20 protein-coding genes and 1 pseudogene are annotated in these 25,215 nt (G+C 66.5%); 13 read left to right on the top strand and 8 right to left on the bottom strand.

Annotation, left to right across the window (positions count from 1 at the left end; all coding sequences use genetic code 11):
• Positions 1–32 precede the first annotated feature (32 nt).
• Positions 33–908: a LysR family transcriptional regulator gene (locus tag Q0P60_RS14200; protein WP_294994598.1), complete on the top strand. Its 876-nt coding sequence runs from the start codon at positions 33–35 to the stop codon at positions 906–908.
• 275 nt (positions 909–1,183) lie between these two features.
• Positions 1,184–3,067 carry an ATP-binding cassette domain-containing protein gene (locus Q0P60_RS14195; protein ID WP_294994595.1) on the top strand — a complete coding sequence of 628 codons (1,884 nt, stop codon included), beginning with the start codon at positions 1,184–1,186 and terminating at the stop codon, positions 3,065–3,067.
• Positions 3,068–3,241: 174 nt separating this feature from the next.
• Here Q0P60_RS14195 and Q0P60_RS14190 read toward each other — a convergent pair whose 3' ends face one another.
• A complete protein-coding gene (locus Q0P60_RS14190) occupies positions 3,242–3,703 on the bottom strand; it encodes a cytochrome c (RefSeq protein WP_005416218.1) in 462 nt (153 codons plus the stop codon).
• A gap of 9 nt (positions 3,704–3,712) precedes the next feature.
• Entirely contained in the window at positions 3,713–4,096 is a 384-nt protein-coding gene (locus tag Q0P60_RS14185) for a c-type cytochrome (protein WP_294994590.1), read from the bottom strand.
• A gap of 205 nt (positions 4,097–4,301) precedes the next feature.
• On the opposite strand from Q0P60_RS14185, the gene Q0P60_RS14180 reads away from it, so the two are divergent.
• From Q0P60_RS14180 to Q0P60_RS14170, 3 genes and pseudogenes are all read left to right on the top strand, one after another.
• Positions 4,302–5,453 carry an efflux RND transporter periplasmic adaptor subunit gene (locus tag Q0P60_RS14180; RefSeq protein WP_294994587.1) on the top strand — a complete coding sequence of 384 codons (1,152 nt, stop codon included), beginning with the start codon at positions 4,302–4,304 and terminating at the stop codon, positions 5,451–5,453.
• A gap of 62 nt (positions 5,454–5,515) precedes the next feature.
• A pseudogene (locus tag Q0P60_RS14175) lies at positions 5,516–8,971 on the top strand (efflux RND transporter permease subunit); the annotation flags it as partial.
• Positions 8,968–12,048, top strand: coding sequence for an efflux RND transporter permease subunit (locus Q0P60_RS14170; RefSeq protein WP_294994582.1), 3,081 nt, complete (start codon positions 8,968–8,970; stop codon positions 12,046–12,048). The pseudogene Q0P60_RS14175 and the gene Q0P60_RS14170, both read left to right, overlap by 4 nt.
• Positions 12,049–12,193: 145 nt before the next feature.
• On the opposite strand, the gene Q0P60_RS14165 is transcribed toward Q0P60_RS14170, so the two are convergent.
• The 6 genes from Q0P60_RS14165 to ykgO all read right to left on the bottom strand — a co-directional run bounded on the left by Q0P60_RS14165 (position 12,194) and on the right by ykgO (position 16,690).
• On the bottom strand, positions 12,194–13,426 hold the full coding sequence (locus Q0P60_RS14165; protein WP_294994579.1) for a TraB/GumN family protein: 1,233 nt from the start codon (positions 13,424–13,426) through the stop codon (positions 12,194–12,196).
• The gene (locus Q0P60_RS14160) at positions 13,419–13,949 is read right to left on the bottom strand and encodes a GNAT family N-acetyltransferase (protein WP_294994576.1); all 531 of its coding nucleotides are present in this window, start codon (positions 13,947–13,949) and stop codon (positions 13,419–13,421) included. Before Q0P60_RS14160 ends, Q0P60_RS14165 begins: the two co-directional genes overlap by 8 nt.
• A 14-nt stretch (positions 13,950–13,963) precedes the next feature.
• Positions 13,964–14,851 carry a carbon-nitrogen hydrolase gene (locus Q0P60_RS14155; RefSeq protein ID WP_164146922.1) on the bottom strand — a complete coding sequence of 296 codons (888 nt, stop codon included), beginning with the start codon at positions 14,849–14,851 and terminating at the stop codon, positions 13,964–13,966.
• A gap of 160 nt (positions 14,852–15,011) precedes the next feature.
• Positions 15,012–16,049: an agmatine deiminase family protein gene (locus Q0P60_RS14150; protein ID WP_294994570.1), complete on the bottom strand. Its 1,038-nt coding sequence runs from the start codon at positions 16,047–16,049 to the stop codon at positions 15,012–15,014.
• A 39-nt stretch (positions 16,050–16,088) separates the two neighbouring features.
• Positions 16,089–16,418: a hypothetical protein gene (locus Q0P60_RS14145; RefSeq protein WP_294994567.1), complete on the bottom strand. Its 330-nt coding sequence runs from the start codon at positions 16,416–16,418 to the stop codon at positions 16,089–16,091.
• Between the two features lie 146 nt (positions 16,419–16,564).
• On the bottom strand, positions 16,565–16,690 hold the full coding sequence (ykgO, locus tag Q0P60_RS14140) for a type B 50S ribosomal protein L36 (RefSeq protein ID WP_005409283.1): 126 nt from the start codon (positions 16,688–16,690) through the stop codon (positions 16,565–16,567).
• A gap of 197 nt (positions 16,691–16,887) precedes the next feature.
• Here ykgO and cmk point away from each other — a divergent pair, with 197 nt between their 5' ends.
• From cmk to galU, 8 genes are all read left to right on the top strand, one after another.
• Positions 16,888–17,565: a (d)CMP kinase gene (gene cmk, locus Q0P60_RS14135; protein WP_294994564.1), complete on the top strand. Its 678-nt coding sequence runs from the start codon at positions 16,888–16,890 to the stop codon at positions 17,563–17,565.
• A 198-nt stretch (positions 17,566–17,763) separates the two neighbouring features.
• Positions 17,764–19,449 carry a 30S ribosomal protein S1 gene (rpsA, locus tag Q0P60_RS14130; protein ID WP_294994561.1) on the top strand — a complete coding sequence of 562 codons (1,686 nt, stop codon included), beginning with the start codon at positions 17,764–17,766 and terminating at the stop codon, positions 19,447–19,449.
• An 87-nt stretch (positions 19,450–19,536) separates the two neighbouring features.
• Positions 19,537–19,842: an integration host factor subunit beta gene (locus tag Q0P60_RS14125; protein WP_005409286.1), complete on the top strand. Its 306-nt coding sequence runs from the start codon at positions 19,537–19,539 to the stop codon at positions 19,840–19,842.
• Positions 19,843–19,918: 76 nt separating this feature from the next.
• Complete coding sequence (locus Q0P60_RS14120; protein WP_005409287.1) at positions 19,919–20,203, top strand: lipopolysaccharide assembly protein LapA domain-containing protein; 285 nt, start codon at positions 19,919–19,921, stop codon at positions 20,201–20,203.
• Between the two features lie 6 nt (positions 20,204–20,209).
• Complete coding sequence (lapB, locus tag Q0P60_RS14115) at positions 20,210–21,388, top strand: lipopolysaccharide assembly protein LapB (protein ID WP_294994555.1); 1,179 nt, start codon at positions 20,210–20,212, stop codon at positions 21,386–21,388.
• Between the two features lie 3 nt (positions 21,389–21,391).
• The gene (locus Q0P60_RS14110; protein ID WP_294994552.1) at positions 21,392–22,381 is read left to right on the top strand and encodes a glycosyltransferase family 4 protein; all 990 of its coding nucleotides are present in this window, start codon (positions 21,392–21,394) and stop codon (positions 22,379–22,381) included.
• A gap of 3 nt (positions 22,382–22,384) precedes the next feature.
• Positions 22,385–24,298, top strand: a complete 1,914-nt coding sequence (locus Q0P60_RS14105; protein ID WP_294994549.1) for a nucleoside-diphosphate sugar epimerase/dehydratase — start codon at positions 22,385–22,387, stop codon at positions 24,296–24,298.
• Positions 24,295–25,173: a UTP--glucose-1-phosphate uridylyltransferase GalU gene (gene galU, locus Q0P60_RS14100; protein WP_294994546.1), complete on the top strand. Its 879-nt coding sequence runs from the start codon at positions 24,295–24,297 to the stop codon at positions 25,171–25,173. The genes Q0P60_RS14105 and galU overlap by 4 nt, the downstream gene beginning before the upstream one ends.
• Positions 25,174–25,215: the final 42 nt, after the last annotated feature.

Genomic DNA, 25,215 nt, shown 5'->3' with positions numbered 1-25,215 from the left:
GGTGAAACCTACCTGTCAAGAAGGTAAGCGCCATGCGCCTGACCCTGCGCCAGCTGCAGGTCTTCGTCGCCATCGCCGACCACGGCAGCACCACCGCTGCGGGCCAGGCCATCGCGCTCTCGCAGTCGGCCAGCAGTGCCGCCCTGCAGGAGCTGGAGGCGCACTTCGGCACCCCGTTGTTCGATCGCATCGGCCGTCGCCTGGCCCTGAACGGACATGGCCGCGCGTTGCTGGAGCCCGCCCGCACGCTGCTGGTCAATGCTGCCGACCTGGAGCGGCAGCTGGCCGCCGGCGGCGACCCGTCGCAGGGCGCGCCGCTGCGGCTGGTGCTGGCCGCCAGTACCACCATCGGCAATTACCTGCTGCCGCCACGCATCGCCGAGCTGCTGCGGCAGGCGCCGCAGGCCGAGGTCGACCTGCGCATCGACAACAGTGCCGGCGTGGTCGCCGCCGTGCAGCGGCTGGACGTCGACGCCGGCCTGATCGAAGGGCCGTGTCACGAACGCGGCCTGCAGGTGACGGCCTGGCAACAGGATCCGCTGGTGATCGTGGCGGCGGCAGACGCGCCGTCGCGCTGGTCGCTGGATCAGCTGCGCGCCGCCCGCTGGCTGCTGCGCGAACCCGGATCGGGTACCCGCGAGGCCGTCGAGCAGGCGCTGCTGCCGCACCTGCGCGGCTTCGCACAGACCCTGCAGCTGGGCAATACCGAAGCGATCAAGCAGGCCGCCATCGCCGGACTTGGCCTGGCTTGCCTGTCCCGCCACGCCCTGCAGGAACCGCTGGCACTGGGCCGCCTGCGCGTGCTTGAAACACCGCTTCCGGCCCTGCAGCGCACCCTGTGGCTGGTACGCCACCCCGGCAAGCAGTGGTTGCCGGGCCTGCAGGCGCTGCTGGGGGAGGTGGGGTAAGCCATCTGATTCCCCGTCGATTCCATTCATCGACACTCATCCACGCATGGCGTGGATCTACCGGCCAAGGTCGATGCCTTGGCGTGGATCCACCCTGTCGGCCAAGGTTGATGCCGACCCGGGCAGAATGCCGTTCCGACAGATCGCCGAAGTCTGCCGGACCCGCCCTGCCATTCCGCAGGAAACCGGCTTTGGCGGTTGCTTCGGCTGCAGCAGTGGCCTCTGCGGGTGCCGGGTGCAACCCGGTCGACGCCCCCAACCCGTACAATAGCCGGATGCCTCTGATTACTCTGCAGAACGTCGACTTCAGCGTCGGCGGCCCGTTGTTGCTGGAAAAGGCCGAACTGTCGATCGAGCCGGGCGAACGCATCGCCCTGATCGGCCGCAACGGCGCCGGCAAATCCACCCTGCTCAAGCTGCTGTCCGGCGATCACAAGCCCGATGACGGCGAAGTCCGCGTGCAGCAGGGCGTCCGCGTGACCCGCCTGGAGCAGGAAGTGCCGCACGGCGCGGCCGGCTCGGTGTTCGACGTCGTGGCCGACGGCCTTGGCGAACTGGGCCAGTGGCTGGCCGAGTTCCACCACCTCAGCCATGCCGATGTCTTCGATGGCGAAGCGCTGGGCAACGTGCAGGCCAAGATCGACGCCGCCAACGGCTGGGGCCTGGACCAGCGTGTCAGCGAAACCCTGACCAAGCTCGACCTCGACGGCGAGGCCGAATTCGGTCGCCTGTCCGGCGGCATGAAGCGCCGCGTGCTGCTGGCCCGCGCGCTGGTCTCCAGCCCCGATGTGCTGCTGCTGGACGAACCGACCAACCACCTCGACATCGAGGCCATCGACTGGCTCGAAGCGTTCCTGAAGGGCTGGAGTGGCAGCGTGGTGTTCGTCACCCATGACCGCCGCTTCCTGCGTGCACTGGCCACCCGCATCGTCGAGATCGACCGTGGCCAGGTCACCAGCTGGCCGGGCGACTGGGCCAACTACGAGCGCCGCCGCGAGGAGCGCCTCAACGCGCAGGCGCAGGAAAACGCCCGCTTCGACAAGCTGCTGGCGCAGGAAGAAGTCTGGATCCGCCAGGGCATCAAGGCGCGTCGTACCCGCGACGAAGGCCGTGTGCGCCGCCTGAAGGCGATGCGCAACGAGCGTTCGCAGCGCCGCGACCTCAGCGGCAACGTCAAGATGGAAGCGGCCCAGGGGGTCAGCTCCGGCAAGAAGGTCATCGACGTCAAGGACATTTCGTTCGCCTTTGGCGAGCGCTGCATGGTCCGCGACTTCACCACCACCATCCTGCGCGGCGACCGCATCGGCCTGATCGGTCCCAACGGCAGCGGCAAGACCACGCTGCTGAAGCTGCTGCTGGGCGAGCTGCAGCCGGCCAAGGGCGAGGTCAATGCCGGCACCAACCTGCAGATCGCCTATTTCGACCAGTACCGTGCGGTGCTGCGCGAAGACTGGAGCGCGATCGAGAATGTGGCCGAAGGCCGTGATTTCCTCGAGTTCAATGGCAAGCGCAAGCACGTGCATGCCTACCTGCAGGATTTCATGTTCACCCCGGAACGCGCGCGTGCGCCGATCACCCGCCTGTCCGGTGGCGAGCGCAACCGCCTGCTGCTGGCCAAGCTGTTCGCGCAGCCGTCCAACCTGCTGGTGATGGACGAACCGACCAACGACCTCGATGTGGAAACCCTGGAGCTGCTGGAAGAGCTGCTGGGCGAGTACACCGGCACGCTGCTGCTGGTCAGCCACGATCGTGACTTCATCGACAACGTGGTGACCTCCACGCTGGTGATGGAAGGCGATGGCGTGATCGGTGAGTACGTGGGTGGCTATAGCGACTGGCAGCGCTATGCCGCCAGCGTGGCACCGGTCGCGACTGCGGCTCCGGCCGCCAAGCCGACGGCCGCCGCTCCGGCCGCCTCGGCGGCTGCGCCGGTCGCGCCCAAGCGCAAGCTGGCCTACAAGGAAGCACGCGAACTGGAACAGCTGCCGAAGACCATCGAGACGCTGGAAGGCGATGTGGAAGGCCTCACCGCAGCGATGAACGACCCGGCGTTCTACACCCGCAGCAGTGCGGAAGTGACCGCGCATACCCAGCAGCTGGCCAAGGTGCAGGCCGAGCTGGATGCCGCGTACGCGCGCTGGGAAGAGCTGGAAGGCTGAGCGTCTGCCGGTGGTGGACTTGGTAGATCCACGCCATGCGTGGATAGCGCCATCAGTGCGGACCAACGGTCCGCACCCACCACCAACGGTCCGCACCCATCACCAGCGGTCTGCACCCATCACCAACGATTGGTACCCACCCAGGTGGGTTCCGCGCCCGCGAGGGCGCAGCGGTCATTTGACCCCGTGCAGATCCCGCAGCTGGCTCGGCCGGCTGCCGAAATACGCCGCCAGGTCAGCGATGTCCTGGTCGCTCAGGTCCTTCGCCTGCGGCGTCATCAGCGCATGCTGGCGGTCACCGGCACGGTAGGCCTGCAGCGCGTGCGCCAGGTAGTCACCGTACTGACCACCCAGCTTCGGATAGGTGGGATCGATCGGCGCGTTGCCGTCGGCCCCGTGGCAGTCGATGCAGCTCTGGTTGGTGGCCTTGCCCTTCACCTTGGCGCGGGCTTCACCGGCGGCTTCGCGACCCGCAGGCAGGCCGGCGGACGACGAAGAACCGTGTTCGCCGCTGGCATGGCCCGGGTCGGCGGCGGATTTCTCGCTGTTCTCCACCTGCGACTGTGAACAGGCCGCCAGCAGCAGGGCAACGGACAGGGCGATGGCATGACGCATCGGATGCGCGGCTTTCGACATGGGCGGGCCTTACTTGACGGTGGACAGGTAAACAGCGAGATCGGCGATCTCCTGTTCGCTGAAACTCATCGATTGCGCCTGCATCGTCGGATGCCGACGCTTGCCCTGGCGGTACTCGGTCAGGGCCTGGGCCAGGTACTGCTGGGTCTGGCCGCCGATCTTCGGCACCCGGTAGCTGGGGTAGGCGTTCTTGTAGCCGGTGATGCCATGGCAACCCTGGCAGGTGTAGGCCAGGACACGGCCATTGTCGAAGTTGCCGGTCGGGGCGGCCGGCGCCGGCGCGGCCGGGGGGGCCGGGGCGGGTGTGGCAGGAGCAGGAGCGGGCTGTGCGGCGGCCCCAAGGGGCAGGAGGACGGCCAGAGCGAGACAAGCGGCGAGCGGCTGCGGGCGCATGGTGTCGTTTCCGGGGATTCGGGTCTGGTCGTTCCGGCGTGGGGTACGGAACGACCCGAGTATAGCCTCAGGTTTCATCTAGCTGAAATGGGGGGCCGCCGACCAGCGGCGTGAAGGCACCATGACCTTTGGGATATGGTGTGGCCGTGAAGTGGTGCATTACTTTGCTACCACACCTGTCCACGCATCCTCCAGGGACCTGACGATGTCGCACCCAACCTTCCTGTCCGGCCGTCGCAGCGGAATCTGCGCTGCCGCACTGCTGATCTCCACCTCCCTGCTGCTGGGCGGTTGCGCCGCAGGGCCCAATTCCGAAGCCAAGGCCGCCGAAACCAAGGAGGAGAAGAAGGTCGACGCGGTCCCGGTCGAAGTAGCGGTGGCCAGCCATCGCGCGGTCGCAGCGAGCTACACCGGCACCGCCGCGCTGGAACCGCGCGCCGAATCGCAGGTGGTGGCCAAGACCTCCGGGGTGGCGCTGGCGGTGCTGGTCGAGGAAGGCCAGCGGGTGAGCGCCGGCCAGCCGCTGGTGCGGCTGGATCCGGACCGCGCGCGCCTGGCCGTGGCGCAGAGCGAAGCGCAGATGCGCAAGCTGGAAAACAACTACCAGCGTGCGCAGAAACTGGTCGGCCAGCAGATGGTCAGTGCCGCCGATGTCGACCAGCTGCGCTACGACCTGGAAAACGTCCGCGCGCAGTACCGGCTGGCGACGCTGGAACTGTCCTACACCACGGTGGTGGCGCCGATCTCCGGCGTGATCGCCACGCGCTCGATCAAGACCGGCAACTTCGTGCAGATCAACACGCCGATCTTCCGCATCGTCGACAACTCGCGCCTGGAAGCCACCCTCAATGTGCCCGAGCGCGAGCTGGCCACCCTGCGTGCCGGCCAGCCGGTGACGCTGGCTGCCGACGCGCTGCCGGGCCAGAGCTTCACCGGCAGCGTTGATCGAATCGCGCCGGTGGTGGATTCGGGCAGTGGCACGTTTCGCGTGGTTAGTGCCTTCGACGGCGCCGCGCACGCGCTGCAGCCCGGCATGTTCGGCCGCATCCGCATCGATTACGACCAGCGTGCCGATGCGCTCGTGGTGCCGCGCCTGGCGCTGCTCGACGACGGTGAGCCGGCGGTGTTCCGGGTGCGCGAAGGCAAGGTCGCACGCGTTCCGGTCAAGCTGGGTTACGCCGAGGGCCCGTGGGTGGAGATCCGTGATGGCCTGGCGGCCGGTGATCAGGTGGTCACCGCCGGCAAGGTCGCCCTGCGTGACGGCACCGCGGTGCAGGTGATCGCCGATCCCAAGGCCAAGGCGAAGACGGTCGCAGCGGCCGCCAAGCCGGCAGACAAGGCCGGGAGCAAGCAATGACCGCCCCGGGCCACGACCACGGTGCCTCGCCGGCGAGCGACGGCGCCGCCGCCGGCATGCGCGGCGGCCTGGTGGAATTCGCCACCCGCCGCCGCGTGACCATTGCGATGTGCACGGTCACCCTGCTGCTGTTCGGCCTGATCGCGTTGGGCAACCTCAAGGTCAACCTGCTGCCCGACCTGAGCTACCCGACCCTGACCGTACGCACCGAGTACACCGGTGCGGCGCCGACCGAAATCGAAACCCTGGTCACCCAGCCGGTCGAGGAAGCGGTTGGCGTGGTCAAGAACCTGCGCAAGCTGAAGTCGGTTTCGCGCACCGGCCAGAGCGACGTGGTGCTGGAGTTCGCCTGGGGCACCAACATGGACCAGGCCAGCCTGGAAGTGCGCGACAAGATGGAAGCGTTGAACCTGCCACTGGAAGCCAAGGCTCCGGTGCTGCTGCGCTTCAATCCGTCCACCGAGCCGATCATGCGCCTGGTGCTGTCGGCCAAGACCGCGCCGGCCAGCGATGCCGATGCGATCCGCGAGCTGACCGGTCTGCGCCGCTATGCCGATGAAGACCTGAAGAAGAAGCTGGAGCCTGTCACCGGCGTGGCTGCGGTCAAGGTCGGCGGCGGCCTGGAAGACGAGATCCAGGTCGACATCGACCAGCAGAAGCTGGCGCAGCTGAACCTGCCGATCGACACCGTCATCAAGCGCCTGAAGGACGAGAACATCAACATCTCCGGCGGCCGCCTGGAGGAAGGTTCGCAGCGCTTCCTGGTGCGTACCGTCAACCAGTTCGCCGATCTGGAGGAGATCCGAAACCTGCTGGTCACCACCCAGGCCTCCAACGGCAGCGCTGCCGATTCGGCACTGCAGCAGATGTTCAACATCGCCGCGTCGACCGGTTCGGCGGCAGCCATCGCGGCCGCCTCGGCGGCGCAGAGTGCATCGTCCGCGGGGGGCTCCAGCGTGGTTGCCAACGGCGTGCCGGTGCGGCTGAAGGACGTGGCGACCGTGCGCCAGGGCTACAAGGAGCGCGAAGCGGTGATCCGCCTGGGGGGCAAGGAGTCGGTCGAGCTGGCGATCTACAAGGAAGGCGATGCCAACACCGTGTCCACCGCCGAGGCGCTGCGCAAGCGCCTGGAGCAGATCAAGGGCACCTTCCCGTCCGACGTCGAGATGACCACCATCGAGGACCAGTCGCGCTTCATCGAGCACGCCATCGCCGACGTCAAGAAGGATGCGGTGATCGGCGGCCTGCTGGCGATCCTGATCATCTTCCTGTTCCTGCGTGACGGCTGGAGCACGTTCGTGATCAGCCTGTCGCTGCCGGTCTCGATCATCGCCACGTTCTTCTTCATGGGCCAGCTCGGCCTCAGCCTGAACGTGATGTCGCTGGGCGGGCTGGCGCTCGCCACCGGCCTGGTGGTGGATGATTCGATCGTGGTGCTGGAAAGCATCGCCAAGGCCCGCGAACGTGGCCTGGGCATCCTGCAGGCGGCCATCGCCGGTACCCGCGAAGTGAGCATGGCGGTGGTCGCTTCGACCTTGACCACCATCGCCGTGTTCCTGCCGCTGGTCTTCGTTGACGGCATCGCCGGCCAGCTGTTCCGCGACCAGGCGCTGACCGTGGCGATCGCCATCGCGATCTCGCTGCTGGTGTCGATGACGCTGATTCCGATGCTCAGCTCGCTGAAAGGGCGGCCGCCATTGGCGTTCCCGGAAGAGGCGCCGAATCAGCCGTGGCGGCCGCAGAACCGTTGGCAGAAGCCGGTCGCGCTGGGTCGCCGTGGCGTCGTCGCGATCACGCGCTGGGGCTTCTATGCGCTGGCCTGGCTGATCGTGCGGGCATGGCGCGGCCTGGTGGCGGTGATCGGTCCGGTGATGCGCAAGGCCAGCGACCTGGCGATGAAGCCCTACGCCGGCGCCGAGCGCGGCTACCTGCGCCTGCTGCCAAGCGCGCTGGCGCATCCGGGCAAGGTGCTGGGCGTGGCGGCGATCATCTTCGTGGCGACCATGGCACTGGTGCCGATGCTGGGTGCGGACCTGATCCCGCAACTGGCACAGGACCGCTTCGAGATGACGGTGAAGCTGCCGGCCGGCACGCCGCTGAAGCAGACCGATGCGCTGGTGCGCGAACTGCAGCTGGCACATGGCAACGGTGAGGGCGTGGCGTCGCTGTACGGCGTCAGCGGCAGTGGCACCCGGCTGGACGCCAGCCCCACCGAAAGCGGCGAGAACATCGGCAAGCTGACCGTGGTGATGGAAGGCGGTGGCAATGCACGCACCGAGGCCGAGATCACCGAGCGCCTGCGCGACAGCATGGCGCAGCATCCGGGCGCCCAGGTCGACTTTGCGCGGCCGGCCTTGTTCAGCTTCTCCACGCCGCTGGAAATCGAGCTGCGCGGGCAGGACATGGCAACCCTGGAAGTGGCCGGGCAGCGCCTGGCGGCGATGCTGCGTGGCAACGCGCACTACGCCGATGTGAAGTCGACCGTGGAAGAGGGCTTCCCGGAAATCCAGATCCGCTTCGACCAGGAGCGTGCCGGTGCGCTGGGCCTGACCACCCGCCAGATCGCCGACGTGGTGGTGAAGAAGGTGCGCGGCGATGTGGCCACCCGCTACAGCTTCCGCGACCGCAAGATCGACGTGCTGGTGCGTGCGCAGGAGGGCGACCGCGCCAGCGTGGAAAGCATCCGCCGGCTGATCGTCAATCCGGGCAGCACCCGCCGGGTGACCCTGGACGCGGTGGCCGACGTGGTGGCCACTACCGGGCCGAGCGAGATCCACCGTGCCGACCAGACCCGGGTTGCGGTGGTGTCGGCCAACCTGCGCGACATCGACCTCGGCGCGGCCATGCGCGAAGTGCAGCAGATGGTGGCCGAGCAGCCGCTGGGCGCCGGCGTTGGGCTGCACATCGGTGGCCAGGGCGAGGAGCTGGCGCAGGCGGCGAAGTCGCTGATCTTCGCCTTCGGCCTGGCGATCTTCCTGGTCTACCTGGTGATGGCCTCGCAGTTCGAATCGCTGCTGCATCCGTTCGTGATCCTGTTCACCATCCCGCTGGCACTGGTGGGCGCGATCCTGGCGCTGATGCTGACCGGAAAGCCCATTTCGGTGGTGGTGTTCATCGGCCTGATCCTGCTGGTCGGCCTGGTCACCAAGAACGCGATCATCCTGATCGACAAGGTTAACCAGCTGCGCGAGGCCGGGGTGGCCAAGCACGAGGCGCTGGTGGAAGGTGCACGCTCGCGCCTGCGCCCGATCATCATGACCACGCTGTGCACGCTGTTCGGCTTCCTGCCGCTGGCGGTGGCGATGGGCGAGGGCGCCGAGGTGCGCGCACCGATGGCGATCACCGTGATCGGCGGCCTGCTGGTGTCGACCCTGCTGACCCTGCTGGTGATCCCGGTGGTGTACGACCTGATGGACCGCCGCGGTGATGCCTACTACCGCGAGCGTGGCCGCAAGCATGCCGGCGAGATCGAGCCGGGCGTGGCAGGCAGCGCGGCGGCGACGGAGGAACCGGCATGAGTGTTGCCGAGTTCTCCATCCGCCGCCCGGTCACCACCATCATGTGTTTCGTGTCGCTGGTGGTGATCGGCCTGATCGCCTCGTTCCGCTTGCCGCTGGAGGCGCTGCCGGACATCTCCGCGCCGTTCCTGTTCGTGCAGATCCCGTACACCGGCTCAACCCCGGAGGAAGTGGAGCGGACCATCATCCGCCCGGTCGAGGAATCGCTGGCGACGATGACCGGCATCAAGCGCATGCGCTCCTCGGCCACCTCCGAGGCGGCGCTGATCTTCATCGAGTTCAGCGACTGGGACCGCGACATCGCCATCGCCGCCTCCGATGCGCGCGAGCGCATCGATGCGATCCGCAGCGACCTGCCCGATGACCTGCAGCGCTACAACGTGTTCAAGTGGTCCAGCAGCGACCAGCCGGTGCTCAAGGTCCGCCTGGCCAGCACCGCCGACCTGACCACGGCCTATGACATGCTCGACCGCGAGTTCAAGCGGCGCATCGAGCGCATTCCCGGCGTGGCCCGCGTCGACATCACCGGCGCGCCGCCGAACGAGGTGGAGATCGCCATCGATCCGAACCGGCTCAACGCGCACGGGCTCAGCATCAACGAGCTGAGCGAGCGCCTGCGTACGCTGAATTTCTCGATCTCGGCCGGGCAGATCGACGACAACGGGCAGCGCGTGCGCGTGCAGCCGGTGGGCGAGATCACCGACCTGCAGGAGATGCGTGACCTGGTGATCAACGCCAAGGGCCTGCGCCTGGGCGACATCGCCGAGGTGCGGCTGAAGCCGGCGCGGATGAACTACGGGCGCCGCCTGGATGGCAACCCGGCAGTCGGCCTGGACATCTTCAAGGAGCGCAGCGCCAACCTGGTGGAGGTCTCGCGCGCGGCACTGGCCGAGGTTGAAGCGATCCGCGCCGAGGCGTCGATGCGCGACGTGCAGATCAAGGTGATCGACAACCAGGGCAAGGCGGTGACCTCGTCGCTGCTGGAGCTGGCCGAGGCCGGTGCGGTCGGCCTGATCCTGTCGGTGACGGTGCTGTTCTTCTTCCTGCGCCATTGGCCGTCGACGCTGATGGTCACCCTGGCCATTCCGATCTGCTTCACCATCACCCTGGGCTTCATGTACTTCGTCGGGGTGACGCTGAACATCCTGACCATGATGGGCCTGTTGCTGGCGGTGGGCATGCTGGTCGACAACGCCGTGGTGGTGGTGGAGAGCATCTACCAGGAACGCGAGCGCATGCCGGGGCAGCCGCGGCTGGCCTCGATCATCGGCACCCGCAACGTGGCCATCGCGCTCAGCGCCGGTACGCTGTGCCACTGCATCGTGTTCGTGCCGAACCTGTTCGGCGAGACCAACAACATCAGCATCTTCATGGCGCAGATCGCGATCACCATCTCGGTCTCGCTGCTGGCCTCGTGGCTGGTCGCGGTCAGCCTGATCCCGATGCTGTCCGCGCGCATGGCCACGCCCAAGCTGGTGCATTCGCAGACCGGCCTGATCGCGCGCCTGCAGCGCCGTTATGCGCGGCTGCTGGACTGGTCGCTGCGCCATCGTGGCTGGAGCCTGCTCGGCATCGTGCTGGTGGTGCTGGTCAGCCTGGTCCCGATGAAGCTGACCAAGATCGACATGTTCGGCGGTGACGGCGGCAAGGACATCTTCATCGGCTACATGTGGAAGGGGGCCTACACCTACCGGCAGATGTCCGAGGAAGTGGCGCGGGTGGAGAACTGGATCGACCAGAACCGCGAACGCCTGCACGTGAAGCAGGTGTACTCCTGGTACAGCGAGCAGGAAGGCAGCTCGACGGTGGTCACCCTGGACGAGAAGTACGCCAAGGACATCAAGGCGCTGCAGGAAGAGCTGCGCAAGGGCCTGCCGAAATCCGCGCGAACCGATTACTTCGTCGGCAACCAGGGCGGAGACGGCGGTGGCGGTGGCAACCAGGGCGTGCAGGTGCAGCTGGTCGGCGATTCCAGTTCGATGCTGCAGGAGATCGGCCAGGAAGTGGTGCCGCTGCTGGCCCAGCGTGCCGAGCTGCGCGACGTGCGCATCGACAACGGCGAGAAGGGCGGTGAACTGAAGGTCCGCGTTGACCGTGAACGCGCTGCGGCATTCGGCTTCAATGCCGAGCAGGTGGCCAGCTTCGTCGGCCTCGCCCTGCGCGGCGCTCCAATGCGCGAATTCCGCCGCGGCGACAACGAGGTGCCGGTGTGGGTGCGCTTCGCCGGTGCCGAGCAGAGCAGCCCGGAAGACCTCGCCGGCTTCAGCGTGCGCACCGGCGATGGCCGCAGCGTGCCGCTGCTGAGCCTGGTCACCGTCGATGTCGGCTCGTCGGCAACCCAGATCGGCCGTACCAACCGGCAGACCACGTTGACCATCAAGGCCAACCTGGCCGAGAAGGTCACCGCACCGGATGGCCGCAAGGCGATCGAGGCCGTGCTCAAGCCGATGAACTTCCCGGCCGGCTATGGCTACACCTTCGATGGCGGTGACTACGGCAACGACAACGAGGCGATGCAGCAGATGGTGTTCAACCTGTTGATCGCACTGGTGATGATCTACGTGGTGATGGCAGCGGTGTTCGAGTCGCTGCTGTTCCCGGCGGCGATCATGAGCGGCGTGCTGTTCTCGATCTTCGGCGTGTTCTGGCTGTTCTGGATCACCGGAACCTCGTTCGGGATCATGTCCTTCATCGGCATCCTGGTGTTGATGGGCGTGGTGGTGAACAACGGCATCGTGATGATCGAGCACATCAACAACCTGCGGCGCAGCGGCATGGGCCGCACCCAGGCGCTGGTGGAAGGCTCACGCGAGCGCCTGCGCCCGATCATGATGACGATGGGTACGGCGATCCTGGCGATGGTGCCGATTTCGCTGACCAATACGCAGATGTTCGGCAACGGTCCGGAGTACGCGCCGATGGCGCGCGCGATCGCGGGTGGCCTGGCGTTCTCGACGGTGGTCAGCCTGCTGTTCCTGCCGACCATCTACGCCGTGCTGGATGACCTGCGCACGGCGGTGACCCGGCTGATCCGCCGCGCACGCGGCCTGGATGCACTGCCGGCCACGCCGGCATAGGGCAGGGCATGCCCGGTTGCGCAGGGCGGAAAGGGGTTGTGGTGTGGGGGAGGCCGGTCGTAGTGGGGCGGCCTCCCCCTTTTTTGTTGCCGGGCCAACCAAGGTCGGCAGCTACCGGTTGGCCGGGCCATCCCCGGCGCAGCGGTCAGCCCGCGACCTTGTTCCAGACCTTGAAGGTGGTCAGCCACAGGCCGAGCATGCTGCCGATGTTGGTCAGCATGAAGGTCAGCACCACGCGGGTGACGCGGTTGCGGTACCACCCTTTCAGGCTCTGCGCGTCGTCGCGCAGCTTCAGGAAGTCCTCGTAGGCGGGCTTGCGCAGGCGCGCCTCGACCAGCGCCGAGAACGCGCCGGTCGGGATGCTCAGCCGGAACGGCTTGAACGGGGCCACCGCGATCGCGGTGAGGATGCTCAGCGGATGGCCTCCGGCCAGCAGGCAGCCCAGGCCGGCAAGACCGCCGGTGTACATCGCCCAGGTCGCCAGCAGCTCGGTGCCCACGCCCAGGCCGCCACGGTAGAAGCCGACGCCGATGCCGGTCGCCACGATGGCCAGGATGGCCAGCGTGAACCACGGGATGTTGCGTTTCTTCGGTACTGCTTCCAGTTCCGCGCGCAGCGGCGCCGGCGCCTCGGTGTCGGTTTCCAGGTAGCGCGCCAGCCCGGCCAGGTGGCCGGCACCGACCACCGCCAGCACTTCGCGCTGGTGCGGGTCGTGTTCCTCGCGCAGGCGTGTGGCCATGTAGCGGTCACGCTCGCCGATGATGGTCTCGTACAGCGCCGGGCTTTCGCTGGCGAACTCACCGAAGCTCGACTCCAGCATGTCGCCCTGCTTGAGCTTCTCGATCTCGCTCTCGCCCACTTCCTCGGAAGAGAACAGGCCGGCGCCGAGGCCGGCAACCAGCTTGAGCTTGCCGAAGAAGCCCAGCCGCTGCGACGCTCGGCGGAAGGTCAGGCCGACTTCGCGGTCGATCAGGTGCACCGGCAGGTCGCGCTCGCGTGCGAGCTCGACCGCACGCTTCAGTTCCGCGCCCGGCTCGATGTCGAGCTGTTCGGCCAGGCGTCGCTGGTAGGCGGACAAGGCCAGGTTGGCGGCGAACAGGGCGACGCGGCCCTTGCGGATCACCTCGACCAGGTCGAGCTTGGCCAGCGTGTCCGGGTCGCTCAGCGCCTGCAGGCGCTGCGGGTCCAGTTCAACGGCCACCGCATCGAAGCGGCCGCTGTCGATGGCTTTTTCCACCGCCTCGACGCTGGCGCGGGAGACGTGGGCAGTGCCCAGCAGGGTGTAGCGCACGCCGTCGCGTTCGACGACGCGCACCGGCTGGCCGGCGAACAGGTCGTCGCCGGTGTCGGGAAGGGTTTCGGTCATGGATTCATTCATTGGAAGGTGCGGTGTCGGCGCCATCGCCGAGCGCGCGCTGCATCTGCACGGTATCCAGCCAGCGGCCGTGCTTGCGGCCGAGGCCACGGAACACGCCCACCAGTTCGAAGCCGAAGCGTTCATGCAGCTTGATCGAGGCAGTGTTGGTCGGTTCACCGATCACTGCCACCATTTGCCGGTAGCCGCGCGCCACGCAGGCGTCGATCAGGGCCTGCAGCAGGCCGGTGCCGACGCCCTGGCCCTGGAAGCGCGCATCGACGTAGACCGAATTCTCCACGGTCCACTGGTAGGCGACGCGGGTCCGGTAGGTGTTGGCGTAGGCATAGCCGGCCACCTGGCCGTCGATCTCGGCGACCAGGTAGGGGAAGCCGCGGTCGATGATGTCGCGCATGCGGCGCAGCATCTCCGCCGGTTCCGGGATGTCGTACTCGTAGGTGTTGACGAAGTCGGTCACTTCCACCGCGTAGATCGCGGTGATCGCGTCGATGTCGGCAGGGCCGGCATCACGGATGAGGACGGCCATGCGCGGGCTCCGGCTCAGTCGATGTAGCGCTTGAGCAGGTCGCCGTATGCATCGATGCGGCGATCACGCAGGAACGGCCAGATGCGGCGCACGTGCTCGCTGCGCTGCAGGTCGACATCGCACAGCAGCACGGTGGCGTCGGTACCGGCCTCGGCCAGGAACTCGCCCTGCGGGCCGAGCACGTGGCTGTTGCCCCAGAACTGGATGCCCGAGGCGCCCAGCGGCGAGGCCTCGTGGCCGACGCGGTTGCAGCTCAGCACCGGCAGGCCGTTGGCCACCGCGTGGCCGCGGTGGCTCAGCACCCAGGCATCGCGCTGGCGGGTCTTCTCGTCCTGCACGTCGTCCGGGTCCCAGCCGATCGCGGTCGGGTACAGCAGCAGTTCGGCGCCGGCCAGCGCCATCAGGCGCGCGGCTTCCGGATACCACTGGTCCCAGCACACCAGCACGCCGAGGCGACCCACCGAGGTGTCGATCGGCTTGAAGCCGATGTCGCCCGGAGTGAAGTAGAACTTCTCGTAGAAGCCCGGATCATCCGGGATGTGCATCTTGCGGTACTTGCCGAGCAGGGTGCCGTCCTTCTCGAACACCACCGCGGTGTTGTGGTACAGGCCGGCGGCGCGGCGCTCGAACAGCGAGCCGACCAGCACCACGCCATGCTTCTTCGCCAGCGCGCCGAGGCGCTCGGTGCTCGGGCCCGGAATCGGCTCGGCCAGGTCGAACTCGTCGACCGACTCGTGCTGGCAGAAGTACGGGCCGTTGTGCAGTTCCTGCAGCAGCACCAGCTTGGCACCCTGGGCAGCCGCCTCGGCCACGCGTGCTTCGATCACCGCCAGATTGGCGGCGGCATCACCGTGGTTGCGCTCCTGGACCAGGGCGACGGTAAGGGGGCTGCGCGAGTTCATGCGGGGCGTTCCTGCGGGGGAAAACCTGCATGTTAGCGCGGATGCGATGCGCCGGCGTGTTGGCCGCTGAATGACCTGCCCGGTAGTGCCGGCCGCTGGCCGGCAATCCGGTTCATCCATCAGGCATTGCATGGTTGCCGGCCAGCGGCCGGCACTACCGTCATGCCTTCAGGAGCCCTTCCGGCAGCTGCATGGTGATGCAGTGCAGGCTGCCGTTCTGCCAGATCAGCGAACGGCAGGGCACCTGCACGATCTCGCGGCCCGGATACGCCTGCGCCAGCACGTCACGGGCCAGATCGTCGGCCGGGTCGCCGTAGGCCGGCATCAGTACCGCACCATTGACGATCAGGTAGTTGGCGTACGACGCGGCCAGGCGACGGCCTTCGTCGATCACCGGCTGTGCCCACGGCAGCGGGAACAGGCGGTACGGCCGGCCGTCGCGGGTGCGCAGTGCGGCCAGTTCATTGCCCATGGCCTGCAGCTCGGCGTAGTGCGAGTCGCTTGCGTCGTCGCAGGCCTGGTAGACGATGCTGTCGGCGGAGGCGAAGCGGGCGAGGGTGTCGATGTGGGCGTCGGTGTCGTCGCCTTCCAGGTAGCCATGATCCAGCCACAGCACGCGCTCCTGCTGCAGCCAGTCGGCCAGGTCCGCGCTCAGGCTGGCACGGTCGCGGTCCGGATGACGCTCGTGCAGGCACTTCCAGGTGGTCAGCAGGGTGCCTTCGCCGTCGGTCTCGATGCCGCCGCCTTCCAGTGCGAACGGGATGCTGCGCACCGGCGCATCGTTGAACACGCCGGCCTGGTCGAGCACGCCGACCAGCTGGTCATCGAGGGTGGCGTCGAACTTGCCGCCCCAGCCGGTGAAGCGGAAATCGAGCAGCTGGAAGCCACCGTCGGCGCGGCGCAGGGTGATCGGGCCGGAGTCACGCAGCCAGGTATCGTCGTAGGCCGCCGTGGTGAAGTGGACCCTGTCCATGTCGATGCGGTTGGAGCGCAGCCGCATCTCGGCATAGGTCTCCACATCATCGTCGGCCACGCAGATCAGCACCGGCTGGAAGCGGGTGATGGCCGCGACCAGCGCGATGTAGGTCTCTTCCACCTGGCCCAGGCGGTCGGCCCAGTCGGTGTCAGCGGTCGGCCAGGCAATCAGGACGCCGCTCTGGGCTTCCCACTCGGCAGGAAAACGAAGGGTCTGGTTCATGGTCTCGCTACACAGGCCCGCCCACGGCGGGTAAAGGGATCAACGGATCGGCGGTTTCGGGCCGATTTCGTTCGGGGCCGCCTGGTTGGCCACCACGTCGATCACCTTCTGCTTCTCGAAGTAGACGGTGAACTGCGGGTACACCCAGCGGTTGATGGTCGGCCATTGCCGCTTCTGCCCGCCACGCGGCTGCAGCTGCTCGCTCGGCGCGCCGAACTGCGCCTGCACCTGCTGCATGCTCTGGCCGCGCACGGGCAGGGCGCCGGCCGGCTTCTCGCGGCTGCGGTCGACAAGCAGGGTATCGGCCAGCACCGGCGTGGCGGCGGCGAGGGTGGCCATCACGGCCAGGGCGGACAGGTAACGCTTCATCTCGATCTACTCCCCAGTGGTCAAGAACAGCGATTACAGCAAAAACGGCAGGAAAAAGCCGCATAAACAAAAAACCGCCCGAAGGCGGTTTCTTGCATCGGGTCGGCCCCGCGTAGGGCCAGCCGCAGCCGCGAGGGCTGTTGGGCTTAGCGCTGACGCGCCTTGAAACGCGGGTTCGACTTGCAGATGACGAAGATCTTGCCGCGACGACGGACGACCTTGCAGTCGCGGTGACGGGCCTTCGCCGACTTCAGGGAGGACAGGACTTTCATGGCATACCTCGGCGTAAACAGTAGTTGTTCGGGTGGAGCGTGGCCGCGATATGCGAAAGACAATCGGCAGTTGACGCTCGTTCAAGCCCGCCATTCTACCGGGCTTTTTGTCGTTGTTTCAAGTGGTTGCGCGAAAGTCGCCGCGCGGGGCCCCGGGCAGGGGCTAGAATGACCCCTTCACACGCTCTGGGAACCCCATGAATCCACTCGCTCCCGTCCTGACCATCGACGGCCCTTCCGGGGCCGGCAAGGGTACCATCAGCCGCATCATCGCGCGCCGGATGGGCTGGCACTACCTGGATTCGGGCGCGCTCTACCGCGCGGTGGGCGTGGCTGCGAGCTGGGCCGACATCGATACGTCCGATGCGTCGGCGCTGGTGCGCTGCACCTTCGACACCCACGTTCAGTTTGTTGAACAGGGTGAGTCGATGCGGGTCATGGTCAACGGCACTGATGCCACCGACGAGCTGCGCCTGGAGACCACCGGTGCGCTGGCCTCGGCCATTGCCGCCATTCCCGAGGTCCGGGCCGCCCTGAAGGAGCGCCAGCGCGCATTCAGGGAGCTGCCCGGCCTGGTCGCCGACGGCCGTGACATGGGGACGGTGATCTTCAAGGACGCGCCCTACAAGGTCTTCCTGACCGCCAGTGCCGAGGAGCGCGCCGAGCGCCGGCATAAGCAGTTGAAAGACAAGGGGGTTTCTGTTAACTTTGATGACCTCCTGCGCGAGATCATGGCCCGCGACGCCCGTGATGCTCAGCGTACCGTGGCGCCCCTGAAGCCGGCAGACGATGCTGTCCTCATCGACACCACAGGCATCGGCATCGTAGATGTCGTTGCCCGAGTGATGGATCTGCTTCCGGTTCCGGCTGCCTGATCCGTTCGCGCGGGAGCACTGCCAGCAACACCGGTGGTGGTCGCGCAAAGCAGTGCTGTACAAGCTCCGTCGCGCAATGATGCGTGGCGGTTTTCCTACTACACACGACCTGCGTTTCCGGGGTCGACCAACAGGCGGGCGGTCGCCATTCCCCTGAAGGGGACGCCACCGACCCATGTGTCCAACAGAGTAAATCTAATGACCGAATCATTTGCCGAACTGTTTGAAGCCAGCCAGGCCAATCTGGCCAAGCTGAAGCCGGGCGCCATCGTCAGCGGTACCGTTGTTGAAGTCCGCGGCGACGTCGTGGTGATCAACGCTGGCCTGAAGTCCGAAGGCATCGTGCCGATCGAACAGTTCCGTAACGACGCTGGCGAGATCGATGTTGCCGAAGGCGACATCGTCAAGGTCGCCCTCGACTCGATCGAGAACGGCTTCGGCGAAACCGTCCTGTCGCGCGAGAAGGCCAAGCGCGCGATGGTGTGGGACGAGCTGGAAGAAGCGTTGGAGAAGAACGAAACCATCACCGGCCGCATCAGCGGCAAGGTCAAGGGTGGTTTCACCGTGGACATCAAGGATGTCCGCGCCTTCCTGCCGGGTTCCCTGGTCGATGTGCGCCCGGTGCGCGATCCGGCCTACCTGGAAGGCAAGGAGCTGGAATTCAAGCTCATCAAGCTGGACCGCAAGCGTAACAACGTCGTGGTCTCGCGCCGCGCTGTCGTCGAGAGCGAGCACTCGGAAGAGCGCGAGCAGCTGATGGACAAGCTGCAGGAAGGCGCGATCCTGAAGGGTGTCGTCAAGAACCTGACCGACTACGGCGCGTTCGTGGACCTGGGCGGTATCGACGGCCTGCTGCACATCACCGACATGGCGTGGAAGCGCGTGCGTCACCCGTCGGAAGTCGTGAACGTCGGCGACGAGCTGGACGTCCGCGTGCTGAAGTTCGACCGCGAGCGCAACCGCGTTTCGCTGGGCCTGAAGCAGCTGGGCGAGGATCCGTGGGACAACATCGGCCGTCGTTACCCGGCCAACAGCCGCGTCTTCGGCAAGGTCTCCAACGTCACCGATTACGGTGCGTTCGTTGAGATCGAGCCGGGCGTCGAAGGCCTGGTGCACGTCTCCGAGATGGATTGGACCAACAAGAACGTCAACCCGTCCAAGGTTGTCCAGGTTGGTGATGAAGTCGAAGTGATGGTGCTGGACGTCGATGAAGAGCGTCGCCGTATCTCGCTGGGCATGAAGCAGGTTGCCGCCAATCCGTGGGAAACCTTCGCTGCCACCCACAAGAAGGGTGACAAGGTGTCGGGCCAGATCAAGTCGATCACCGACTTCGGCATCTTCATCGGCCTGGACGGCGGCATCGACGGCCTGGTCCACCTGTCCGACATCAGCTGGAACACCACCGGCGAAGACGTCGTTCGCAACTTCAAGAAGGGCGATACCCTGGACGCCGTCGTCCTGGCCGTCGACCCGGAGCGCGAGCGCATCTCCCTGGGCGTGAAGCAGCTGGAGCAGGATCCGTTCGGCCAGTACATGGCTGCCAATCCGAAGGGCTCCAAGGTCGAAGGCGTGGTGAAGGAAGTCGACGCCAAGGGCGCCGTGATCGAACTGGCCGACGGCATCGAAGGCTACGTGTCGGCTCGCGACATCGCCAACGAGCGCGTTGACGACGCGACCCAGCACCTGAAGGTCGGCGACAAGGTCGAAGCCAAGTTCGTGGGCATGGACCGCAAGGGCCGTACCCTGCAGCTGTCGATCAAGGCCAAGGATGACGCGGAAATGCGCGAAGTGCTGGAAGAATACCAGTCGTCTTCGGCTTCCAGCGGCACCACCCAGCTGGGCGCGCTGCTGCGTGCACAGCTGAACGGCAACAAGTCCGAGTAATCGGCCTTACGCTGTTCGTTGTTTCCTGGACGGCCCGGGCATTGCCCGGGCCGTTTCAGGCTGAGATGCCCCTGATGTGAGCCGGTGATGACCAAATCCGAACTGATCGAAATCCTCGCGCGCCGCCAGGCGCACCTGAAGGCCGATGATGTCGATCTGGCGGTGAAGTCGTTGCTGGAAATGATGGGCGGTTCACTGTCCGCCGGGGATCGCATCGAAATCCGTGGTTTCGGCAGCTTCTCGCTGCACTATCGTCCGCCGCGCCTGGGTCGCAACCCGAAGACCGGCGAATCGGTTGCCCTGCCGGGCAAGCATGTCCCCCATTTCAAGCCGGGCAAGGAACTGCGCGAGCGGGTCAGCAGTGTGCTGCCGCTGGACGCCGATCCGGCCTGAGCCCCCGTCGCGCCACCGCGTGCGAATCCAGCCGCGGGTCGGATAAGCTACGGGCTCCTGCCACTGGAGCTGTCGCATGAAGGTTTTCCGTCTGCTGGTCCTGCTGGCGGTCCTGATCCTTGGGCTGATCATTGGTGCGGTCAACATGACCGCGATGTCGATCAACCTGCTTTTCACTCAATTGCACACCTCGGTGGGCGTGGCGCTGATCGCCGCGCTGCTGGTGGGTGTCGTGGTCGGTGCCGGCCTGGTGCTGGTGAGCGTGGTCATTCCGCTCTATAGCCAGCTGCGCCGTGCCAACAAGTCCGTGGCGGCCACGCCGGCTGCGGGTGTTTCCCCCCAATCTTTTGATGGACGTTGATCGAAGATGGAATTCGTCACCGAGTGGCTGTGGTTTTTCCTGTTCGTGCCACTGGCCGCGCTGGCCGGGTGGGTGATCGGTCGGCGTGGCGGGCAGCGCCACGGTGACAACCAGGTCAGCCGCCTGTCCAGCACCTACTTCCGTGGCCTGAACTACCTGCTCAACGAGCAGCCGGACAAGGCGATCGAGCTGTTCCTGCACATCGCCGAGCTGGACAAGGAAACCTTCGAGACCCAGGTCGCGCTGGGCCACCTGTTCCGCCGCCGCGGTGAAGTGGATCGGGCCATCCGCCTGCACCAGGGCCTGGTCAACCGCCATGACCTGAGCGACGCCCAGCGCGTGCAGGCACTGCTGGCGCTGGGCGAGGACTACATGAAGTCCGGCCTGCTCGATCGTGCCGAGACCGTGTTCACCGAACTGGCGCAGCTGGACCAGCGCGCCCCGCAGGCGCTCAAGCACCTGATCGGCATCTATCAGGCCGAGCGTGACTGGGAAAAGGCGATCGACAACGCCACCCGTTTCGAGGACGTGACCGGCGAGCCGATGGGCAAGCTGATCGGGCAGTTCGAGTGCGAACTGGCCGAGCGCTTCCGCGGGGCCGGCAAGCTGGAAGAGGCGAGGGCGGCGATCGCCCGTGCCTACCAGGCCGACGCCATGTCGGTGCGTGCGGGCATCATCGAGGGGCGCCTGGAGACCGATGCCGGCAACGCCGAAGCGGCCGTGCGCGCGTTCGAACGTGCTGCCCGCAGTGATCCGGAGTACCTGCCGGAGCTGCTGCCGGCCCTGATGGCGAACTACCGCAAGGTTGGTGATCTGGCCGGTGCGCGTGCCTTCCTGTCGGAAATGACCGAACACTACCGCGGAATCGCCCCGGTGCTGGCCTTGACCCGCCTGATGGAAGAGCAGGAAGGCGTGGCGCCGGCCCGTGCCTACCTCGGCCGCCAGCTCAAGGATCGTCCTTCGGTGCGCGGCGAGTCCGCGCTGATCGACCTGACCCTGGCCGAAGGCGCCGACTCCACCGCGACCCTGCACGACCTCAAGCACATCACCGACCAGCTGCTGGTGCGCAATCCCGCCTACCGTTGCACCCGCTGCGGTTTCGGTGCACGTACCCATCACTGGCAGTGCCCGAGCTGCAAGGAGTGGGGCACGGTCAAGCCGCTGCTGAATTACGCGGTGCTCTGATCCATGCCGTGGCTCGTGATGGGCGCGCTGCTGGGGCTGGCCCTGCTGAGTGCGGGGCTGACCTGGGCGGCACGGCGTTATGCGCTGCGCCAGCAGTTGATGGACCAGCCGGGTGAACGCCGCAGCCATAGCGTCGCCACCCCCCGCGGCGGCGGCATCGCCATCGTCATCAGCCTGCTGCTGACCGCGCTGGTGGCCATGTGGGCCTGGCCGGAGTCGACGCCCAGCCTGCTGGTCGCCTGCCTCGGCCTGGCGCTCGTGGCCGGCATCGGCTGGTGGGACGATCACAGGCCGTTGCCGGCCATGCGCCGGCTGCTCGTGCATTTCATCGCCGCTGCGCTGCTGGCGGCCCTGGTCAAGGTGCACGGTGGCAGCTGGCTGCTGGCTGGCCTGGTGCTGGTGTTCACCGCCTCGTTGATCAACATCTGGAACTTCATGGATGGCATCAATGGCATCGCGGCCAGCCAGGCCATCGTGGTCGCACTGGGCCTGGCCCCGGTGCTGCCCTGGCCGTACTCGCTGGCCGCCGTGGCGCTGGGGCTGGCCTGCCTGGGATTCCTGCCGTTCAATTTCCCGCGCGCGCGGATCTTCATGGGTGATGTCGGAAGTGGCGCGCTGGGCTATGCGGTCGCCGTGGTCCTGGCCATCGCCAGCGTGCGCACCGACATCAACTGGATCCTGCTGCTGGTACCGGCCTCCGCGTTTCTTGTGGACGCGGGCTTCACACTGGCGGCGCGCATCATTTCCGGACAACGCTGGATGGAACCCCATACCCAGCACGTCTACCAGCGGGCGGTGCAGGCAGGAGCCAGCCACGCGCAGGTGACAGGGATGTACTTTGCTTTGGGCCTGTTCAGTATTACAGTGCTTAATGTCTGCTCCAATTTGCAGCCGAGGTGGGAGGCTGTCGTGGCGCTTGCGTGGTTTGCCGCGCTGAGCGTCCTTTGGCTCCTCCTGCGCAATGGATTGCGTCACCGACAAGGAACTACCTGACTCATGGCTTCACCCTGGCGGGACAGAATCCTCGGCCTGATGCCGCGTTCGGCCATTGTCTGCCACGACCTGTTCATGGTCTGGGCATGCTGGCAGCTGCTCCACGCGGGGCGGTATTCGATCCTTCCCAACGCGCCGGCGCTGCCGCTCTGGAATGTCGACACCACCCTGGTGCTGCTGTTGCAGGGCCTGGTGTTCTGGCGTGTAGGCCTGTATCGCGGCCTGTGGCGATTCGCCAGCGTCAGCGACCTGCTCAATATCTTCAAGGCCAGCTTCATCGGCCTGGTCGGCATCGTGCTGGTACTGATGTGGAAGCGCTTCGACGGCGTGCCGATGTCGGTGCTGGTGATCTACCCGTTCGCGCTGTCGGCGCTGCTGGGCGCGCCGCGTCTGCTGTACCGCGCCTGGAAGGACTACCAGGCACTGCAGTCTGATTCGAGCGCGCGCCGCGTGCTGATCCTCGGCGCCGGGCAGGCGGCCGAGACCCTGGTCCGCGACCTGCGCCGTTCCGGCAATTTCGAGCCGGTCGGCCTGCTGGATGATGCTCCGCACCTGCGCGGCGCCAAGCTGCAGGGCCTGCCGATCCTGGGCGGGCTGGATGATGCCCCCGCCGTGGTCCGCGAGACCGCGGCCAAGCTGCTGGTGATCGCCATGCCCTCGCTGGATGCGGCCGGCATGCAGCGGGTGGTGGCGATCTGCGAAAGCACCGGCGTGCCGTTCCGGACCGTACCCAAGCTCAGCGATATCCTGCAGGGCCAGTCGCTGCCGGGTCAGCTGAAGGAAGTGGCGATCGAGGACCTGCTCGGCCGCAAGCCGATCACCCCGGACTGGAACCTGATCCGCGGCTGGCTGGGCGGGCGTACCGTGATGGTCACCGGTGCCGGTGGCTCGATCGGCTCGGAGCTGTGCCGCCAGTGCGCGCGCCATGGTGCCGGCCGCATCATCCTGCTCGAGATCAGCGAGCTGCTGCTGCTGACCATCGAAGGCGAGCTGCGCCGCAGCTTCCCCGACGTCCATATCGAAGCGGTGCTGGGTGATTGTGGAGACCCGGCCGTGATCCGCCATGCGCTGTCGCTGCATCCGGTCGATACCGCCTTCCATGCGGCGGCCTACAAGCATGTGCCGGTCCTGGAACGGCAGCTGCGCGAAGCCGTACGCAACAACATCCTGGCGACCGAGAACGTGGCGCGTGCCTGCCTCGAGGCGCGGGTCGAGCATTTCGTGTTCATCTCCACCGACAAGGCGGTCGATCCGGTCAACGCGCTGGGTGCAAGCAAGCGCTACGCCGAGATGATCTGCCAGAGCCTGGACCAGAAGTCCACGCACACCCGTTTCGTCACCGTGCGTTTCGGCAATGTGCTGGCGTCGGCCGGCAGCGTGGTCCCGCTGTTCCGCGAGCAGATCCTGCGGGGTGGGCCGGTCACCGTGACCGACCCGGAAGTCAGCCGTTACTTCATGACCATTCCCGAGGCCTGCCAGCTGATCCTGCAGGCAGCCGCGTCGGCGTCGCATGGTGCGATCTATACGCTGGACATGGGCGAGCCGGTGCCGATCCGGTTGCTCGCCGAGCAGATGATCCGGCTGGCCGGCAAGCAGCCCTACAAGGACATTCCGATCATCTATACCGGCCTGCGGCCGGGCGAGAAGCTGCACGAGACGCTGTTCTATTCGGACGAGGACTACCGCGCCACCGCACACCCGAAGATCCTCGAGGCTGGCGTGCGCATGTTCGCGCGCGATCTCGTGCTGGGCAACGTCCCGCGCTTGCGCGACGCGGTCTGCAGCTACGACACCGATACGATCAAGGAAATCCTGTTCGCGACGATGCCGGAGTTCTCGCCAATCGAACAGGATGCTTACATTTCATCCGCTAAAGTCGTGCCCTTTCCGGCACGCGAGGCCAACAGGCACCAATGAGCAAGCGAGTTCGCAAAGCAGTTTTCCCCGTGGCAGGGCTGGGGACGCGTTTTTTGCCAGCAACCAAGACTGTGCCCAAGGAGATGCTGCCGATCATTGATCGGCCGCTGATCCAGTACGCAGTGGATGAAGCGATCGAGGCGGGCTGTGACACCCTGGTGTTCATCACCAACCGCTACAAGCATGCGGTCGCCGACTATTTCGACAAGGCCTACGAACTGGAGCAGAAGCTCGAGCGCGCCGGCAAGCAGGAGCAGCTGGAGCTGATCCGCCACGTGCTGCCCAATGGCGTGCGCGCGATCTTCGTGACCCAGGCTGAAGCGCTGGGCCTGGGCCATGCAGTGCTGTGTGCCAAGGCGGTGATCGGCGATGAGCCGTTCGCGGTGCTGCTGCCGGATGACCTGATCTGGAACCGTGGCGCCGGTGCGCTGAAGCAGATGGCCGACCTCAACGAGGCCAGCGGTGCCAGCGTGATCGCGGTCGAAGACGTTCCGCATGAAAAGACCGCCAGCTACGGCATCGTGGCCACCGAGGCGTTCGATGGCCGCAAGGGGCGCATTTCGCAGATCGTCGAGAAGCCGAAGCCGGAGGACGCGCCCAGCGACCTGGCCGTGGTCGGCCGCTACGTGCTGAGCCCGAAGATCTTCGAGTTGCTGGAACAGACCGGCAGCGGTGCCGGTGGCGAGATCCAGCTGACCGATGCGATCGCCGAACTGCTGAAGACCGAAGAGGTCGACGCCTACCGCTTCGAGGGCACCCGCTTCGATTGCGGCACGCACCTGGGTCTGGTGGAGGCGACGATCCGCTTCGCGCTGGACAACCCGAAGCTGGCCGGCCCGGCGCGCGAGAAGCTGGCGGCAATGCTGGCGGAATAAGGTTTATCAAGCGCTCCGTGTTGCGCCTTGATTGATACGTGG

The sequence above is a fragment of the uncultured Stenotrophomonas sp. genome, from assembly GCF_945952405.1.
Taxonomy (GTDB): domain Bacteria; phylum Pseudomonadota; class Gammaproteobacteria; order Xanthomonadales; family Xanthomonadaceae; genus Stenotrophomonas.
The sequence above is the reverse complement of the archived record's forward strand: the minus strand, read 5'-3'. Positions and strand labels throughout refer to the sequence as shown.

Excerpts from the sequence above, each read along its gene's own strand:
- Q0P60_RS14145 (WP_294994567.1), bottom strand. The coding sequence starts at position 16,418 with ATGAAGCGTTACCTGTCCGCCCTGGCCGTGATGGCCACCCTCGCCGCC.
- rpsA (WP_294994561.1), top strand. The coding sequence starts at position 17,764 with ATGACCGAATCATTTGCCGAACTGTTTGAAGCCAGCCAGGCCAATCTG.
- Q0P60_RS14180 (WP_294994587.1), top strand. The coding sequence starts at position 4,302 with ATGTCGCACCCAACCTTCCTGTCCGGCCGTCGCAGCGGAATCTGCGCT.
- Q0P60_RS14185 (WP_294994590.1), bottom strand. The coding sequence starts at position 4,096 with ATGCGCCCGCAGCCGCTCGCCGCTTGTCTCGCTCTGGCCGTCCTCCTG.
- lapB (WP_294994555.1), top strand. The coding sequence starts at position 20,210 with ATGGAATTCGTCACCGAGTGGCTGTGGTTTTTCCTGTTCGTGCCACTG.
- Q0P60_RS14155 (WP_164146922.1), bottom strand. The coding sequence starts at position 14,851 with ATGAACTCGCGCAGCCCCCTTACCGTCGCCCTGGTCCAGGAGCGCAAC.
- cmk (WP_294994564.1), top strand. The coding sequence starts at position 16,888 with ATGAATCCACTCGCTCCCGTCCTGACCATCGACGGCCCTTCCGGGGCC.
- Q0P60_RS14195 (WP_294994595.1), top strand. The coding sequence starts at position 1,184 with ATGCCTCTGATTACTCTGCAGAACGTCGACTTCAGCGTCGGCGGCCCG.
- Q0P60_RS14170 (WP_294994582.1), top strand. The coding sequence starts at position 8,968 with ATGAGTGTTGCCGAGTTCTCCATCCGCCGCCCGGTCACCACCATCATG.
- Q0P60_RS14200 (WP_294994598.1), top strand. The coding sequence starts at position 33 with ATGCGCCTGACCCTGCGCCAGCTGCAGGTCTTCGTCGCCATCGCCGAC.
- Q0P60_RS14110 (WP_294994552.1), top strand. The coding sequence starts at position 21,392 with ATGCCGTGGCTCGTGATGGGCGCGCTGCTGGGGCTGGCCCTGCTGAGT.
- Q0P60_RS14120 (WP_005409287.1), top strand. The coding sequence starts at position 19,919 with ATGAAGGTTTTCCGTCTGCTGGTCCTGCTGGCGGTCCTGATCCTTGGG.
- ykgO (WP_005409283.1), bottom strand. The coding sequence starts at position 16,690 with ATGAAAGTCCTGTCCTCCCTGAAGTCGGCGAAGGCCCGTCACCGCGAC.
- Q0P60_RS14190 (WP_005416218.1), bottom strand. The coding sequence starts at position 3,703 with ATGTCGAAAGCCGCGCATCCGATGCGTCATGCCATCGCCCTGTCCGTT.
- Q0P60_RS14160 (WP_294994576.1), bottom strand. The coding sequence starts at position 13,949 with ATGGCCGTCCTCATCCGTGATGCCGGCCCTGCCGACATCGACGCGATC.
- galU (WP_294994546.1), top strand. The coding sequence starts at position 24,295 with ATGAGCAAGCGAGTTCGCAAAGCAGTTTTCCCCGTGGCAGGGCTGGGG.
- Q0P60_RS14125 (WP_005409286.1), top strand. The coding sequence starts at position 19,537 with ATGACCAAATCCGAACTGATCGAAATCCTCGCGCGCCGCCAGGCGCAC.
- Q0P60_RS14150 (WP_294994570.1), bottom strand. The coding sequence starts at position 16,049 with ATGAACCAGACCCTTCGTTTTCCTGCCGAGTGGGAAGCCCAGAGCGGC.
- Q0P60_RS14105 (WP_294994549.1), top strand. The coding sequence starts at position 22,385 with ATGGCTTCACCCTGGCGGGACAGAATCCTCGGCCTGATGCCGCGTTCG.
- Q0P60_RS14165 (WP_294994579.1), bottom strand. The coding sequence starts at position 13,426 with ATGAATGAATCCATGACCGAAACCCTTCCCGACACCGGCGACGACCTG.